This is a genomic window from Brevundimonas sp. BH3, assembly GCF_045345115.1.
Lineage (GTDB): Bacteria > Pseudomonadota > Alphaproteobacteria > Caulobacterales > Caulobacteraceae > Brevundimonas.
The window spans coordinates 2428169-2441816 of the sequence record NZ_CP150796.1; the positions used below are offsets into that span (position 1 = coordinate 2428169).

A 13648-nucleotide genomic window follows, 5' to 3' on the forward strand; every position below is an offset into this window, starting at 1 on the left:
CTGAAAACCTTTGTTTCTGTAATTACAACGTTACGTCAAAATCCGCAGGTCAATCTTCACGCCTGATTAACCATAAGTCCTGCACAGCAGAGGTTACGCCCCTCTAGCTTGCCGACAGGCACCGGACCCCGTTTTGCGCCAGCTGATTGCCGCCGCCGAGAGCATTGACCCCGTTGTGGTCACCGGAAAGGTGGCAGGCGTAAACGGTCTGCTGATCGAAAGCCGCGGCGGCCTGTCGCGTCTGGCTGTGGGTGCGCGGGCCGAGATTTCGCGCCGTGGCCAAGCGCCCCTGCCCGCCGAGGTTGTCGGCTTTCGCGATGCCAAGGCGCTGTTGATGCCCTATGGCCCTGTCGATGGCGTGGCCCCCGGTGCCGATATCAAGATTCTGGAGGCCGCCGCCTCGGTCAGTCCCACCATCCAGTGGCTGGGCCGTGTTATCGACGCCTTTGGCGAACCGATCGACGGGAACGGCCCGCTGTCGCAAGGACCGCAACCCTATATTCTCAAGGCCTCGCCGCCCCCTGCCCATTCGCGCGCCCGTGTCGGCGAGCGTCTGGATCTGGGTGTGCGCTCGATGGATGTGTTCACCACCACCTGCCGTGGACAGCGTCTGGGCATTTTCGCCGGCTCCGGCGTCGGTAAGTCGGTGCTGCTGTCGATGCTTGCGCGTCAGGCGACCTGTGATGTCGTGGTTGTGGGCCTGATCGGTGAACGGGGTCGCGAGGTGCGCGAGTTCATCGAGGAAACGCTGGGCGAAGACGGTCTGCGTCGCGCTGTCGTCGTGGTAGCCACATCGGACGAACCCGCTCTGAAGCGCCGCCAAGCTGCCTATATGACCATGGCGGTTGCCGAATATTTCCGCGATCAGGGTCTGGAAGTCCTGTGCCTGATGGACTCGGTCACCCGCTTTGCCATGGCCCAGCGCGAGATCGGTTTGGCCGCCGGAGAGCCGCCAACGACCAAGGGCTATACGCCGACCGTCTTTACCGAACTGCCCAAGCTACTGGAACGCGCAGGACCGGGGCCGGTCTTGCCCGATGGCCGTCAGGCGGGGCCGATCACCGCCCTGTTCACCGTGCTGGTGGATGGCGGCGACCATGACGAGCCGATTGCCGATGCCGTGCGCGGTATTCTGGACGGCCACATCGTTATGGACCGTAAGATTGCCGAGCGCGGGCGCTTCCCCGCCATCGACGTGCTGAAGTCCGTTAGCCGGACCATGCCCGAGTGCCAGACCCCGCCGGAGCGCGAGCTGAACCGCCGTGCGCGCCAATGTCTGTCGGCCTATTCCAACATGGAAGAACTGATCAAGATCGGGGCCTATCGCAGCGGCGCGGACCCGATTGTCGATCGCGCCATCGCCCTTAATCCGATGCTGGAAGAGTTCCTGCGTCAGGACAAGGACGATGTCACGCGGTTGGATGAATCCTTCGAAAGACTTGAATCCATCCTCAACATGGGCATGCTAGAAGCTTGACCGGAGAAGCCACATGACGGCATGGGCGCAATCCCTGATCCGCCTCACCAACTATGAGGTCGAGACCCTGCAAAAGCGCATGGCCGAGGTGGCTGCACGTCGCGCCGATGCGGAAATGAAGCTGGTCATACTGGATGCCGAGGCCGAGGCCGAACGCGGCAATGCCACCGGCGATCCCCAACATGCGCTTATGCTTCAGGCCTATATGAACGGCTGGAAACTGCGCCGCGCCCATAGCGAAGGCCTGCTGCAAGCCCTGATCCGCGAGGAAGAAGGGGCGCGTGACGCCCTGACGGCCGCGTTCGAGGAACTGAAGAAGTTCGAGCATGTGGCCGAGGTTTCGCGCCTGAATGCCCGCATGGCGGCCAACCGCCGCGAGAATGCAACCTTTGACGAAATGGGCCTGCGCCGCCGCAACGGTAGCTAAGCCATGATCTCGCGCCGCCAGTGGATACAGGGATCGGCGGCGATGACCACAGCCCCTTTGCTGGGCGGCTGTTTTCCTTTTGACGAGGGGCCGGACCCTTTGCAGGGCATCCCTGTGCTCAAGGACATAGCGCCCTTCCCCATGGGCACCTGTGCCATGACCGGCCAGCTGGACGATCCGGCGTGGAGCCGTCTGGCTCTGACCCATTTCAACCAGATCACGCCCGAATGGGAGATGAAGATGGAATACATCCTCACCCCTGACGGCTATCGTTTTGATGCCCCTGACCGGATCGCGGACTTCTGTCGCGCCCACGGCATGCACATGCATGGCACGACGCTGGTCTGGTATTCGCAAGGCGAGGAAGCGTTTCGAGGCCTGTCGCCCGCCGATTTCCGTCGCAAGTTCGACGACTACATCGCCACCGTCACGGGACGTTATCGCGGCAAGGTGCGTGGCTGGGATGTGGTCAACGAGGCGGTGGCCGAGGATGGCAACGGGCTGCGTAGCCATCACTGGTCCGAGGTGCTGGGCGAGATCGACCACATGGTCCGCGCCTTTGAACAGGCCAGACTAGCCGATCCCGAGGCTGTCCTGTTCATCAACGACTATAATCTGGAAAACAATCCGGCCAAGGGCGACACCTTCCTGCGTCTGGTCGAGCGTTTGCTGAAAGCCGGTGCGCCTGTCGGCGGTATCGGCAGCCAGAGCCATCTGGATATCGAAATCCGTGAAGGCCAGATCAGCCGCTTTATCCGCGAGGCCGCACAGTTCGGATTGCCCATCCATATCTCGGAACTGGACGCTTCGCTGAAACGTGAAGGCGGCATGCCGGATGTCAGAACTGTATCAAAAAAGATCAGTCAGCAGACGGAGCGGGTTAAGGAATTAACCGAAACTTACAATACCTTACCCGCGCAACAACGATATGCATTAACACTCTGGGGTGTGCGCGATACGGATTCATGGCTGCGCCGTCCGCCCCATGACGATGGCAAGGACAGTCCGCTGGGCTTTGATGGCACCGGCCTGCCCACAGCAATGGGTCGCGCCATCGCCGACAGCCTGTCTGGCTAGGCCCCTTTTCCTGCATTTGCCGGAACAGGCACGACCGAAAAACGTTCATTATTCATGAGCCTAGCGCCCTTCAGACCGATCCATCACTGGCTCGACAACACTGCCGCCGCCTATATGCAACCCGATGACATGCCCGTGGTGGATTTCAGCCACCCTGCGGGCGAGGCTGCGCTGATCCCCCACGACAGTGTCTCATGGCAGGTGTTCAAAAACCCTGTCTCGCTGTTTATCGGCGGGGTGACCGCCGTCATTCTCGAATTGGCCGAGGCGCGGGTCAGGGCCGGTGTATGGGATCACACAAGTTTCCGCACCGATCCGGTGCCACGCCTAAAGCGCACGGCCCTTGCCGCCATGGTCACGGTCTATGCCCCCGTCAGCACGGCCCGATTCATGATCGCCGGTATTGTTCGCCGCCACAGTCGCGTGACGGGCACGGCGGATGATGGTCGCCCTTATAAGGCCAATGATACCCAACTCCTGAATTGGGTTCAGGCCACGGCGGGCTATGGTTTTACCGAGGCCTTTCACCGCTATGTACGCCCTTTAAGCGTCGAAGAGCGGGATCGCTCATGGTCCGATGCCTATCCTGCGGCGGTCCTCTATGGCGCGATCGGTGCGCCCCGATCCGAGGCCGAGTGGCAAACTCAACTGGCCCATATGACGCCGCAGCTCAGCCCCTCGCCCATTGTGTTCGAGTTTCTGGACATCATGCGTCGGGCCGATGCCTTTCCTGCCCTTGCCCGCCCGTTGCAAAAATTGCTGGTGCGGGCGGCCATCGACATGGTGCCGCCCGATGTCGCCCGCATTGTCGGCCTGACACCCAAGGACGGGCTTAACGGCTGGCAAAGGGCGTTGGTTGTCCGCATGGCCCGCAGCGCCGACAAGATTGTCCTTCGACAGTCCCCCGCCGCCAGATCTTGTGTGCGTTTGGGCCTTCCCGAAGACTGGCTTTACACCCGATCCTGAAACGAAAAACGCCCGCTGTTTCCAGCGGGCGTTTTCAAATCCGGTATCAGGTAAATCAGGCCGCTTCGATGGCGCTGCCGACTTCCGACGGGTCGCGCAGCACATAGCCACGGCCCCAGACGGTTTCGATATAGTGTTTGCCACCGGCCGCCGTCGCCAGCTTCTTGCGCAGCTTGCAGATGAAGACGTCGATGATCTTCAGTTCCGGCTCGTCCATGCCGCCATACAGGTGGTTCAGGAACATTTCCTTGGTCAGGGTCGTGCCCTTACGCAGGGAGAGCAGCTCCAGCATCTGGTATTCTTTGCCGGTCAGGTGCACGCGGTGACCGTTAACCTCAACGGTCTTGGCATCCAGGTTAACAGCGACTTCGCCGGTGTGGATGATGGCCTGTGCGTGACCTTTCGAGCGACGGACCACAGCGTGGGTGCGCGCGATCAGCTCGTCTTTGTGGAAAGGCTTGGTCAGATAGTCGTCAGCACCGCCACCGAAGGTCTTGACCTTGGTTTCGATTTCGTGGCTGCCCGAAAGGATCATGACCGGAGTATTGACCTTGCCGTTGCGCAGTTGGCGCAGAACCTCAAGGCCGCTCATGTCCGGCAAGTTGAGGTCAAGCAGGATCAGGTCATAGTCATAGATCTTGCCCAGATCGATGCCTTCTTCACCCAGATCAGTCGTATAGACATTAAAGCCTTCCGACTTGAGCATCAGTTCAATGCTTTGAGCCGTGGCGTGATCGTCTTCAATCAACAGGACGCGCATTTATGCCCCTCCAGGCAAAGCTTGAGTACGACCGCGCGATTGGCACAGTCCGAGTAACCTTGTTCGTACGTTAACGGGTTAAAACCTTAAGAATGGTTAACGCGATCCCGATATGAAACGCCTACGCTGATTTGCGAATCGGCGTCTAGAGGGTGAGTCAACGATTCGTTAATTTTTACGCACCGGCCCCCTTCGCGCCCGGTCACGCCGCGCTACTGCGCAAACTATCCCCAGCCAATTCACCCATCAGCGATCTTCCAAAGCCAAGCTTTGCAAGGGCAAGCGTCCGCAACTGACGCACGATAAGAATATTTTCCTAGCCAACCCGATAGCCCGCACCATGATGGCATGACGGGGCCTGTGAGAGCCCTTAGGGGATGGGGGAGAGTTGAATATTGACCGAAGTTTATCGCGTACCCGTGCTGGAAGGCGACCGCATCTGTGCCGATGCGGCCCTCAGCCTGACGGCACTGGCCTTTCGTATTCCTGTTGAAGAAATGACCCGTCGCGAACGCATCCGCCTGCGGGCCTGTCGCGCCCGCTGGTCGGCCATGTATCTGGCCCATGTGTCGTTCGGCTGGCCGCTGGAGCGTGTGGCCCATGCGTTTGGCCTGAACCGCGCGACAGCCTCGACCGCCTGTCGCTGGGCCGAGGACGAGCGTGACCGCGCCGATTACGACCACCTGATGGAAGGGTTGGAAAAAGCGCTGAAGCGATTGCTGGAACTCCCCCGCGTCGATCTGGCCCCTGACACTGCACCGAAAGGATACCGATGAGCCACGCCCGCATGATCGAACGCGCCCGCCGTCTGATGGAACGCCCCGACGCCTGGCTGGACGAAACACAGCAGGGCTATCCCTTACGGCTGGGCGGGGACCGCAGGGGACGTGTTGTATTATTGCTTGATGAAGGGGCGTTTCGCGCCATGACCGAGCAACCGGGCCTGCGTCGTCGCACGGGCGGTGGCTGGAGCGCCCGACGGGCCGCCACCAGCGACAAACCGGCATCGCCCGCCGGTTGCCCCGGCCAGATTATCGGTCAGCGCACCGTCATGGACTGCGAAGGCCGCGCCATTCCGCTTCGTGCCAATCTGGGTGAAAGCCCGATTGCATGGCTAGCCCGACGCAAGGACCATTCGGGGCGTCCCTGGCTGTCGCCCGTCGAGGTCGCGGCGGGGGAAAGGCTACGCCATGATGCCGAGGCCGCCCTGCGTGGCCCGTCCTTGACCATGCGTTGGGACGGTCTGCCACGCAGCCGCTCGGGGGCATCCCCTGCCCGTATCGAACCCACCGATCGCGCCATCAGTGCCTCGGCGCGTGTGGAGGCCGCCCTTGCTGCCACAGCCCCCCAAACACGCATTATGCTTGAACAGGTGTGCATTCGCGGCACCTCGCTACAATTGGCCGAACAGGAACTGTCCTTGCGCCGCCGTCAGGGCAAGACGGTACTGAAACAGGGCTTACAGGCCTTGGCCCTGCATTATGGGCTGGCCTGATCCACCAAGGCCTCGGGATTAGCTGAGGACGGCGGTGAGTTGCTCGGTCAGCGGCTTTTCGCCCGGTTTGACGATGTCCAGCACCTTCCAGCGGCCGCCTTCTTTTTCCAGCTTCACAGTCTGGGATTTGTCGGTGCCGTCTACGGTAAAGGTCACGGCAGCGTCGGCATAGTTGCGCTCGCCCTCGGTGATGGCGACGGTTTTCAGCTCCACCTTGCCGCCGGTGCAGTCGCAAACCGGATCATTCTTGAGGTGCGGTTCACGGCCCGCCTCTTGTGCATTGCGCCAGTCGTAAAAGATCATGGCGTTCAAGGTGCGCTGCATCAGCATGTCGCGGCCGGGAGCCACAGGCTCCGCAGGCGGATGGTCATAGGCGGCATAAAGGGCACGTACGAACTGTTCAGGTGTGCCGTTACCCGCCTCGATGGCCGCCTCGCGTCCGACCTTTTGCGGAGCAGGCGGCTCAGCAGGGGCCTCGGGCTCGGGCGAACAGGCCGCCATCAGCGTCGCCAGACCCGTCGCAATAAACAAAGCCCTCATGTCTTTCACCTCCCGCCAATTCATCTTGCGAACGCAACTATCGTCCTGTGCTGCAAGATCGGCAAGCAAGCATGAAAGCGTAATGCTGTGCCTATCGGGTCTGGCCTGACCGCCCCCCTGTCTGCTAAGGCCACATCCATGACCTTTTGCGTGACCCGCACGATTTCGATTAGCCGCCCGGCGTAGCGCTCCAAGCCTTACTCTTGGAGACTGGGGCGGAACCGCCCCGCGCGCGTCGGGAACGATATCTGAAACGCCTGATGAACTGTGCCTGCGCTTAACGCCTTTGGCCCTTCATCACTTCACGCTAGACTGCCGCAAATTTTCGCACCCGCTCATCAGGGTGCCGTGCGCTTAGACGAAAAAGACTGACCATGTCCGACGCCGACAACACCGCTACCGAAGCCCGCGATTATCGCGATACCGTCTTCCTGCCGGAAACCGATTTTCCGATGCGTGGCGGCTTGCCGAAAAAAGAGCCGGAAATCCTCGAAAAATGGGGTGATTTGTATTCGACCCTGCGCGCCAAGCGTCAGGCCGCCAATGCACCGCTGTTCGTGCTGCATGACGGCCCGCCCTATGCCAATGGCGACATCCATATCGGCCACGCCCTGAACAAGACGCTGAAGGACTTCGTCGTCCGCTCGCAGTTCCTGCTGGGCAAGGACGTGGACTATGTTCCGGGCTGGGACTGCCACGGTCTGCCGATCGAATGGAAGATCGAGGAAGAATACCGCAAGAAGGGCCGCCGCAAGGACGAGGTCTCCAAAGAAGAGTTCCGCACCGCCTGCCGTGAATACGCGGGCAAGTTCATCGACCTGCAACGCGACCAGTTCCTGCGCCTCGGCATCACCGGCGACTTCGCCAACCGCTATGCGACCATGGACTTCAAGTCCGAGGCGGCCATCGTCGGCGAGTTCCACCGTTTCAAGAACTCGGGCCAGCTTTACCGCGGTTCCAAGCCGGTGATGTGGTCGCCAGTCGAGCGTACTGCGCTGGCCGATGCCGAGGTCGAGTATCACGATCACGTCTCGCCGACGATCTGGGTCAAATTCCCCGTTGTCGGCATGACCGACAGCCATCCGGACGACCTGCTGGCCTTCCGTAACCAGACCCCGTCGATCGTGATCTGGACCACCACCCCGTGGACCATTCCGGCCAACCGCGCCATCTCCTATGGCCCCGAGATCAAGTACGGTCTGTACGAGGTCACGGCCATGGAAGAAGGTCTGGAGTTCGAGCCGTGGGCCAAGGCCGGTGACCGCTTCATCATCGCCGACAAACTGGCCGAAGATGTTCTGAAGGCCGGCAAGGTTGCTGCCTTCACCCGTATCTACGACATCGACCCGTCGGGTCTTGAATGCGCCCACCCGCTGGCCGAACTGGACAGCGGTTACGGCTTTGCTGTGCCGCTGCTGTCGGGCGACCATGTGACCGACGATGCCGGTACCGGCTTTGTCCATACCGCCCCCGGTCATGGCGCGGACGACTATGCCGTCTGGCTGGCCCACGGTCACCGCGAAGTGCCCGAGACGGTCGATCCGGACGGTGCCTATTATCCGCATGTGCCACTGTTTGCGGGCCTCAAGGTTCTAGAAACCGAAGGCAAGAAGACCGGCAAGTTCGGCCCCGCCAATGGCGCGGTGATGGAAAAGCTGATCGAGGCGGGCAACCTGCTGGCACGCGGCCGCGTCGAGCACTCCTACCCGCACTCGTGGCGCTCCAAGGCTCCGGTCATCTTCCGCAACACCCCGCAGTGGTTCATCCGCATGGATGAGGAACTGTCGGACGGTAACACCCTGCGCGACCGCGCCCTGAACGCCATCGACGCCACCGCCTTCTATCCGGCCGCGGGCAAGAACCGTATCCGTTCGATGGTTGAAGGTCGTCCTGACTGGCTGATCAGCCGTCAGCGCGCATGGGGCACCCCGCTGGCCATGTTCGTGGACAAGACCACCGGCCAGCCGCTGATCGACGCCGAAGTGGACGCCCGCATCGTGGCTGCTGTCGCCAAGGGCGGCGCAGACGTGTGGTTTACCGCACCGGACGAAGACTTCCTCGGCAACCACAATCCGGCCCAGTACGAGAAGATAACCGACATCCTCGATGTCTGGTTCGACAGTGGCTCGACCCACGCCTTCACCCTCGAAGCACGCGATCCGGCTCATGGCTATAAGGGTGACCGCCCGTCGCACTGGCCCGCCAACCTGTACCTCGAAGGTTCGGACCAGCACCGTGGCTGGTTCCAGTCGTCGCTGCTGGAGGGCTGTGGCTCGCGCGGTCGTGCGCCGTTCGACGGTGTACTGACCCACGGCTTCACGCTCGACGAGAAGGGCGAGAAGATGTCGAAGTCGAAGGGCAATACGATTGACCCGGCGACCGTCATCAAGGAGTCGGGTGCCGACATCCTGCGTCTGTGGGTCGCCATGGTCGATTACTCGGAAGACCAGCGCATCGGTAAGCAGATCCTGCAAACCACCGTCGATGCCTACCGCAAGCTGCGCAACACCGTGCGTTACCTGCTGGGTGCCGTCGCGGGCTTCGATGATGCCGAGCGCATCACCGACTATGACCAGTTCCCGCCGCTGGAGCAGTTCATCCTGCACCGCCTGTGGGAGTTGGACGCGCAGGTCCAGACCGCCTTCAAGGAATACCGCTTCCAGGACGTGGTGCGTCCGGTGATCGAGTTCTGCACCGGCGATCTGTCGTCACTGTATTTCGACGTCCGCAAGGACAGCCTGTATTGCGACCGTCCCGACAGCATCAAGCGTCGCGCCGTTCGCACCGTCATGGACGAGGTGTTCAACCGCCTGACGGCATGGCTGTCGCCGATCACCCCGTTCACCATGGACGAGGCATGGTCGTCGCGCTTCCCGGACTCTGAGCCCGGTGCCAACTCGGCTCGCGTGCTGCTGGCCCCCCCTGCTGAATGGCGCAACGATGCCGAGGCCGCCCGCTGGGCCAAGGTCCAGCAGGTCATGGAAGTGGTCAACGAAGCCCTCGAAGGCGCACGCCGCGAGAAGGTCATCGGTGGCGCTCTGGACGCATGGCCGACCGTTACGGCCCCTAGCGACCTGCTGGCCGCTTATGAAGGTCTGGATGCTGCCGAAGTGTTCCGCACCTCGGGGGCTGAACTGGTCGCGGGCGATGCCATTAGCGCCGTCATCAAGACCGCCGACTATCCCAAATGCGCGCGCTCGTGGCGCAAGGTGCCGGATGTGGGTTCGGATGCAGACTATCCGGACCTGTCGGCCCGCGATGCGGACACCGTTCGCTATCTGGACGGTTTGAAGACCTAATGAAGGAAAACGCTCCATCGGAAACGGTGGGGCGTTTTTTCAGCTTCCCGAGTCCTACCCCTTCCTGTTAGGCGAAAGCTATGAAACTTTCCCGTCTTGCGCTGGGCGCCTATGCGCTGGCCCTCGTCATCATCATTGCAGACCAGATCACCAAGGCCATGGTGTTGTCGGCCATGCCAGCAGAGCCTTCGTCCCTGCTGGACGGCTTCCGCATTGCCGATGTCCTGCCGCCCGTCTTCAACCTGACCTTTGTGCTGAACACCGGTGTCAGCTTTGGCATGTTCGGGGGCGGCGAAGCCCGCTGGATTCTGAGCATCTTCTCGATCGCTATGGCGGTGGCGCTGTCGGTCTGGGCCTATAAGGCCAACCGTTGCCTGCTGGCGGCGGCCATCGGTCTGGTGATCGGCGGGGCCATCGGCAATCTCATCGACCGTGTGCGTTTCGGCGGCGTGGTGGACTTCCTCGATTTTTCGGGCACAGGCCTGTTTCCGTGGATTTTCAACATCGCCGATAGCGGCATCACCATTGGTATTGCGCTACTGATCCTCGATTCCTTCCTCTCGGAACGTCGTTCCAAGGTTGGCGTCGCCGTTGAAAAGTCGTAATCACATCTCTTCCTATTCGACCCGAGTTGTCTAAACATGGACAGCCGACCGGAGCCGAGCCTGAATATGCGCATTCGTACTGCCCTCACCCTGTCCGTCGCCACCGTCGCGATGCTGAGCCTCGGAGCCTGCGGCTCTATCAAACAAGGCATCGGCCTGACCAAGGTGACTCCGGACGAATTCCTGACCGTCTCGTCGGCCCCGCTGGTAGTGCCGCCGGAATACGGCCTGACCCCGCCGTCGCTGGGCGCTCCGCGTCCGCAGGAACTGGCCCCCGAATCGGCCGCCCGCCAAATCCTGCTGGGCCAGCGTCAGGCTGTGACCCGCACGCCGGGTGAGCAGGTTCTGGTCGCTCAGGCCGGTGGTGAGCGCGCCGACCCGCTGGCCCGCTATGTGGTTGATGACGAGTTCGGTGATCTGGCCCACAAGGAAGAAAGCTGGGCCAACCGCCTGATGTTCTGGCGCAAGAATGATCCGGCATCGCAAGCCGCCACCACTCTGGCCGGTTCGGACGGTGCCCGCACTGTGGACGCCAACAGCGAGCATGCCCGTATGCAAGCCCTGACCGGTGGCCGCGAAGGCATCACCATCGCGCCGCGTCAGGACAAACGCTTCAAGCTGCCGGGCCTGTAAATCCGCCAGCGGTCACGCAAAAATCAAAGGGCGCGGCTTTGATCAAGCTGCGCCTTTTTGTATTCCTGCCCCCTTCCGGAGACAGACATGATCCTGAGCGAAATCCGTCCCTCGATTGCCGCACTGGCATTGGCCCATACACTGGGTCGCCCCGTCAGCAGCATCTATGACCATGCCGGTAAGGCGCACCACGACATCAGCATCACCGTCGAGGGCGAGACGGTGGACGGTATGGACAGATCGCGACTGGCCAAATTTAGCGGCAGCTTCCCCGACATCCTCGACCATGCCCGCAAGAGCTATATCCACCTCAGCCGCGATGGCAGCCGCTATACCGGCTATGACCACAAGAGCAGCACCCACTTCATCATCGACATCCGTGGCGAGACCGCCGCCCTCTATGACCACGACACCGAAAGCTGGACCCAGTTCAGCCTAGGCTGAGTTCTGCTTCATCATTCTCCGACTTGATCGGGGCCCCCGATCTGCGCCGCTACGCGGCTTGTCGGACGATGACGACAGGGGTGCTGGCGCTACTCCTGCAAAACGCGCGGTAGCTTGAAGGTGATGGTTTCGCGGGCACCGTCGTCTTCGGTCAGGGTCACGTCGAAACGCTGGCGTACCGCCTCGATCAGGCCCTCGACCAATGGCTCGGGTGCGGAGGCCCCTGCGGTCACGCCCAGCGTGTTCACGCCGTCGAACCACGACCAGTCCACATCGCTGGCATCATCGACCAGACGGGCGGCCTTGGCCCCTGCGGTCAGGGCCACATCGACCAGTCGAGCCGAGTTGGACGAGTTCTTGGAGCCGACCACCAGCACCAGATCACAGCCGTCGCCGAGCTTTTTGACGGCTTCCTGACGGTTGGTGGTGGCGTAGCAGATGTCTTCCTTGTGCGGGTCGGGAAGCTCGGGGAAACGGCGCTTTAGAACCGCCAGAATCTGCGAGGTATCGTCCACCGACAGGGTGGTTTGCGTGGCATAGGCCAGAAGCGCATCGCCCGGGCGCTCGAACTTTTCCGCGTCCTCGACGGTTTCCACCAGCGAGATCGCGCCTTGGGGAAGCTGGCCCATCGTGCCGACCACCTCGGGGTGTCCCGCATGGCCGATCAGGATGATGTGGCGGTTCTGTTTGAAATTGCGCTCGGCCTCGACATGGACCTTGGACACCAGCGGACAGGTGGCATCCAGATAGAGCATCTTGCGCGACTGGGCCGCTGCGGGCACCGACTTGGGCACGCCGTGGGCCGAAAACACCACCGGACGGTCGTCGGGGCATTCATCCAGCTCTTTCACAAACACCGCGCCCAGAGCCTTAAGGCGTTCGACCACATGGCGGTTATGCACAATCTCGTGGCGCACATAGACAGGCGCGCCATATTTCTCGATGGCCCGCTCGACGATCTGGATGGCGCGGTCCACACCGGCGCAAAATCCGCGCGGCGTTGCCATACGGATGGTCAGAGGGCGCTTGGACATGGCGTGCGGGTCGGCGGACACAGGAGAAATCATGGCTGTGAACCTAATGGTTTGCGCTGCACTTCGCCACCATAAGGGACACGCTATCCGCTAAAGCGCGTATTAGGGCCCCGATAATGTTCCCATTCGCTCATTTGCCTGTTTGCGGCGTCTTGCTTTAGCCGCTATCACCGGACAGCGTGGTTCGCCAGAATAGGACTATCCCCGATAGTTGTGTCCTGTCTCCACCAGCCCTTTCGATTGCCGGAAAGATCCAGATGCGTCGCGTCCTGACCGCCCTTGCTGCTGCCGCTATTGCGGCGTCGATGATGCCCACTGCTGCCGTTGCCCAACAGCGACAAGGCCAAGGACAACAGGCGGATGCCCCCAAACAGCGCCCGATGCGCTTTGCGCCGCTGCAACGCCGCGCCAATGCCGGTCCGTGTCCCTATGTGAAGATTCTCTATGACGCGGCCCGCTATGTCGAACTGAATGACTATAGCCGCCCCTCCGTCAGCGGCGTGGGCTATACCGGCGAAATCGAGGGCGTCAGCTCGGACTGCACCTATCGCGAAGCCGACCCGATCCGCGTCGACTTCAACCTGCTGTTCAATCTCGGCAAGGGCCCTGCCGCACAAGGCGACGGCAAGACCTATCGCTATTGGGTGGCCGTGACCGAGCGCAACTCGGCAGTGCTGGACAAAGAATATTTCGACCTGCCGGTGAACTTTAACGGTTCGGACCGCACCACCGCAGAACCCGCCCACACCATCGTCATTCCTCGCGCCGAAGCCACCACTTCGGGGGGCAATTTCGAAATCCTGATCGGTTTCGAAGTGTCGCAGGAGCAAGCCGAGTTCAACCGCTCGGGCAGCCGCTTCCGCCCGATGGCGGGACAAACAGACTAAAGAT

The 13648-nt window shown here is 61.6% G+C and carries 14 protein-coding genes; 11 read left to right on the plus strand and 3 right to left on the minus strand.

Annotation, left to right across the window (positions count from 1 at the left end; translation table 11 throughout):
• Positions 1-133: 133 nt before the first annotated feature.
• The 4 genes from fliI to WEU32_RS11935 are packed head-to-tail and all read left to right on the plus strand — an operon-like array spanning position 134 to position 3947.
• Positions 134-1477, plus strand: a complete 1344-nt coding sequence (gene fliI, locus WEU32_RS11920; protein WP_406852035.1) for a flagellar protein export ATPase FliI — start codon at positions 134-136, stop codon at positions 1475-1477.
• A 13-nt stretch (positions 1478-1490) separates the two neighbouring features.
• Positions 1491-1904: a flagellar FliJ family protein gene (locus tag WEU32_RS11925; RefSeq protein WP_167176421.1), complete on the plus strand. Its 414-nt coding sequence runs from the start codon at positions 1491-1493 to the stop codon at positions 1902-1904.
• A gap of 42 nt (positions 1905-1946) precedes the next feature.
• Positions 1947-2981 (plus strand): endo-1,4-beta-xylanase, encoded by a 1035-nt coding sequence (locus WEU32_RS11930; protein WP_406852036.1) that lies wholly within the window; start codon positions 1947-1949, stop codon positions 2979-2981.
• 54 nt (positions 2982-3035) lie between these two features.
• The gene (locus tag WEU32_RS11935; RefSeq protein WP_406852037.1) at positions 3036-3947 is read left to right on the plus strand and encodes an oxygenase MpaB family protein; all 912 of its coding nucleotides are present in this window, start codon (positions 3036-3038) and stop codon (positions 3945-3947) included.
• Positions 3948-4002: 55 nt separating this feature from the next.
• On the opposite strand, the gene ctrA is transcribed toward WEU32_RS11935, so the two are convergent.
• Entirely contained in the window at positions 4003-4707 is a 705-nt protein-coding gene (gene ctrA, locus WEU32_RS11940; RefSeq protein ID WP_167176417.1) for a response regulator transcription factor CtrA, read from the minus strand.
• 395 nt (positions 4708-5102) lie between these two features.
• Here ctrA and WEU32_RS11945 point away from each other — a divergent pair, with 395 nt between their 5' ends.
• Complete coding sequence (locus tag WEU32_RS11945) at positions 5103-5483, plus strand: chromosomal replication initiator DnaA (protein WP_312135757.1); 381 nt, start codon at positions 5103-5105, stop codon at positions 5481-5483.
• Positions 5480-6202 (plus strand): DUF6456 domain-containing protein, encoded by a 723-nt coding sequence (locus WEU32_RS11950; protein ID WP_406852038.1) that lies wholly within the window; start codon positions 5480-5482, stop codon positions 6200-6202. Before WEU32_RS11945 ends, WEU32_RS11950 begins: the two co-directional genes overlap by 4 nt.
• Positions 6203-6220: 18 nt before the next feature.
• Here the strand turns inward: WEU32_RS11950 and WEU32_RS11955 are convergent, their stop codons facing one another.
• Positions 6221-6742, minus strand: coding sequence for a DUF3828 domain-containing protein (locus WEU32_RS11955; RefSeq protein WP_406852039.1), 522 nt, complete (start codon positions 6740-6742; stop codon positions 6221-6223).
• Between the two features lie 374 nt (positions 6743-7116).
• On the opposite strand from WEU32_RS11955, the gene ileS reads away from it, so the two are divergent.
• The 4 genes from ileS (at position 7117) to WEU32_RS11975 (ending at position 11723) form a co-directional block, all read left to right on the plus strand.
• Complete coding sequence (ileS, locus tag WEU32_RS11960; protein ID WP_406852040.1) at positions 7117-10041, plus strand: isoleucine--tRNA ligase; 2925 nt, start codon at positions 7117-7119, stop codon at positions 10039-10041.
• Between the two features lie 80 nt (positions 10042-10121).
• Positions 10122-10646: a signal peptidase II gene (gene lspA / locus WEU32_RS11965; RefSeq protein WP_312135751.1), complete on the plus strand. Its 525-nt coding sequence runs from the start codon at positions 10122-10124 to the stop codon at positions 10644-10646.
• A 66-nt stretch (positions 10647-10712) separates the two neighbouring features.
• Positions 10713-11279, plus strand: coding sequence for a DUF3035 domain-containing protein (locus WEU32_RS11970; protein ID WP_312135749.1), 567 nt, complete (start codon positions 10713-10715; stop codon positions 11277-11279).
• Positions 11280-11366: 87 nt separating this feature from the next.
• The gene (locus WEU32_RS11975; RefSeq protein ID WP_406852041.1) at positions 11367-11723 is read left to right on the plus strand and encodes a hypothetical protein; all 357 of its coding nucleotides are present in this window, start codon (positions 11367-11369) and stop codon (positions 11721-11723) included.
• Positions 11724-11812: 89 nt separating this feature from the next.
• On the opposite strand, the gene ispH is transcribed toward WEU32_RS11975, so the two are convergent.
• On the minus strand, positions 11813-12757 hold the full coding sequence (ispH, locus tag WEU32_RS11980) for a 4-hydroxy-3-methylbut-2-enyl diphosphate reductase (protein WP_406853450.1): 945 nt from the start codon (positions 12755-12757) through the stop codon (positions 11813-11815).
• Positions 12758-13014: 257 nt separating this feature from the next.
• On the opposite strand from ispH, the gene WEU32_RS11985 reads away from it, so the two are divergent.
• Complete coding sequence (locus WEU32_RS11985; RefSeq protein WP_312135745.1) at positions 13015-13644, plus strand: Tat pathway signal sequence domain protein; 630 nt, start codon at positions 13015-13017, stop codon at positions 13642-13644.
• The last annotated feature ends 4 nt before the right edge of the window (positions 13645-13648 follow it).

Excerpts from the sequence above, each read along its gene's own strand:
- WEU32_RS11925 (WP_167176421.1), top strand. The coding sequence starts at position 1,491 with ATGACGGCATGGGCGCAATCCCTGATCCGCCTCACCAACTATGAGGTC.
- WEU32_RS11930 (WP_406852036.1), top strand. The coding sequence starts at position 1,947 with ATGACCACAGCCCCTTTGCTGGGCGGCTGTTTTCCTTTTGACGAGGGG.
- WEU32_RS11935 (WP_406852037.1), top strand. The coding sequence starts at position 3,036 with ATGAGCCTAGCGCCCTTCAGACCGATCCATCACTGGCTCGACAACACT.
- ctrA (WP_167176417.1), bottom strand. The coding sequence starts at position 4,707 with ATGCGCGTCCTGTTGATTGAAGACGATCACGCCACGGCTCAAAGCATT.
- WEU32_RS11950 (WP_406852038.1), top strand. The coding sequence starts at position 5,480 with ATGAGCCACGCCCGCATGATCGAACGCGCCCGCCGTCTGATGGAACGC.
- WEU32_RS11955 (WP_406852039.1), bottom strand. The coding sequence starts at position 6,742 with ATGAGGGCTTTGTTTATTGCGACGGGTCTGGCGACGCTGATGGCGGCC.
- ileS (WP_406852040.1), top strand. The coding sequence starts at position 7,117 with ATGTCCGACGCCGACAACACCGCTACCGAAGCCCGCGATTATCGCGAT.
- lspA (WP_312135751.1), top strand. The coding sequence starts at position 10,122 with ATGAAACTTTCCCGTCTTGCGCTGGGCGCCTATGCGCTGGCCCTCGTC.
- WEU32_RS11970 (WP_312135749.1), top strand. The coding sequence starts at position 10,713 with ATGCGCATTCGTACTGCCCTCACCCTGTCCGTCGCCACCGTCGCGATG.
- WEU32_RS11975 (WP_406852041.1), top strand. The coding sequence starts at position 11,367 with ATGATCCTGAGCGAAATCCGTCCCTCGATTGCCGCACTGGCATTGGCC.
- ispH (WP_406853450.1), bottom strand. The coding sequence starts at position 12,757 with ATGTCCAAGCGCCCTCTGACCATCCGTATGGCAACGCCGCGCGGATTT.
- WEU32_RS11985 (WP_312135745.1), top strand. The coding sequence starts at position 13,015 with ATGCGTCGCGTCCTGACCGCCCTTGCTGCTGCCGCTATTGCGGCGTCG.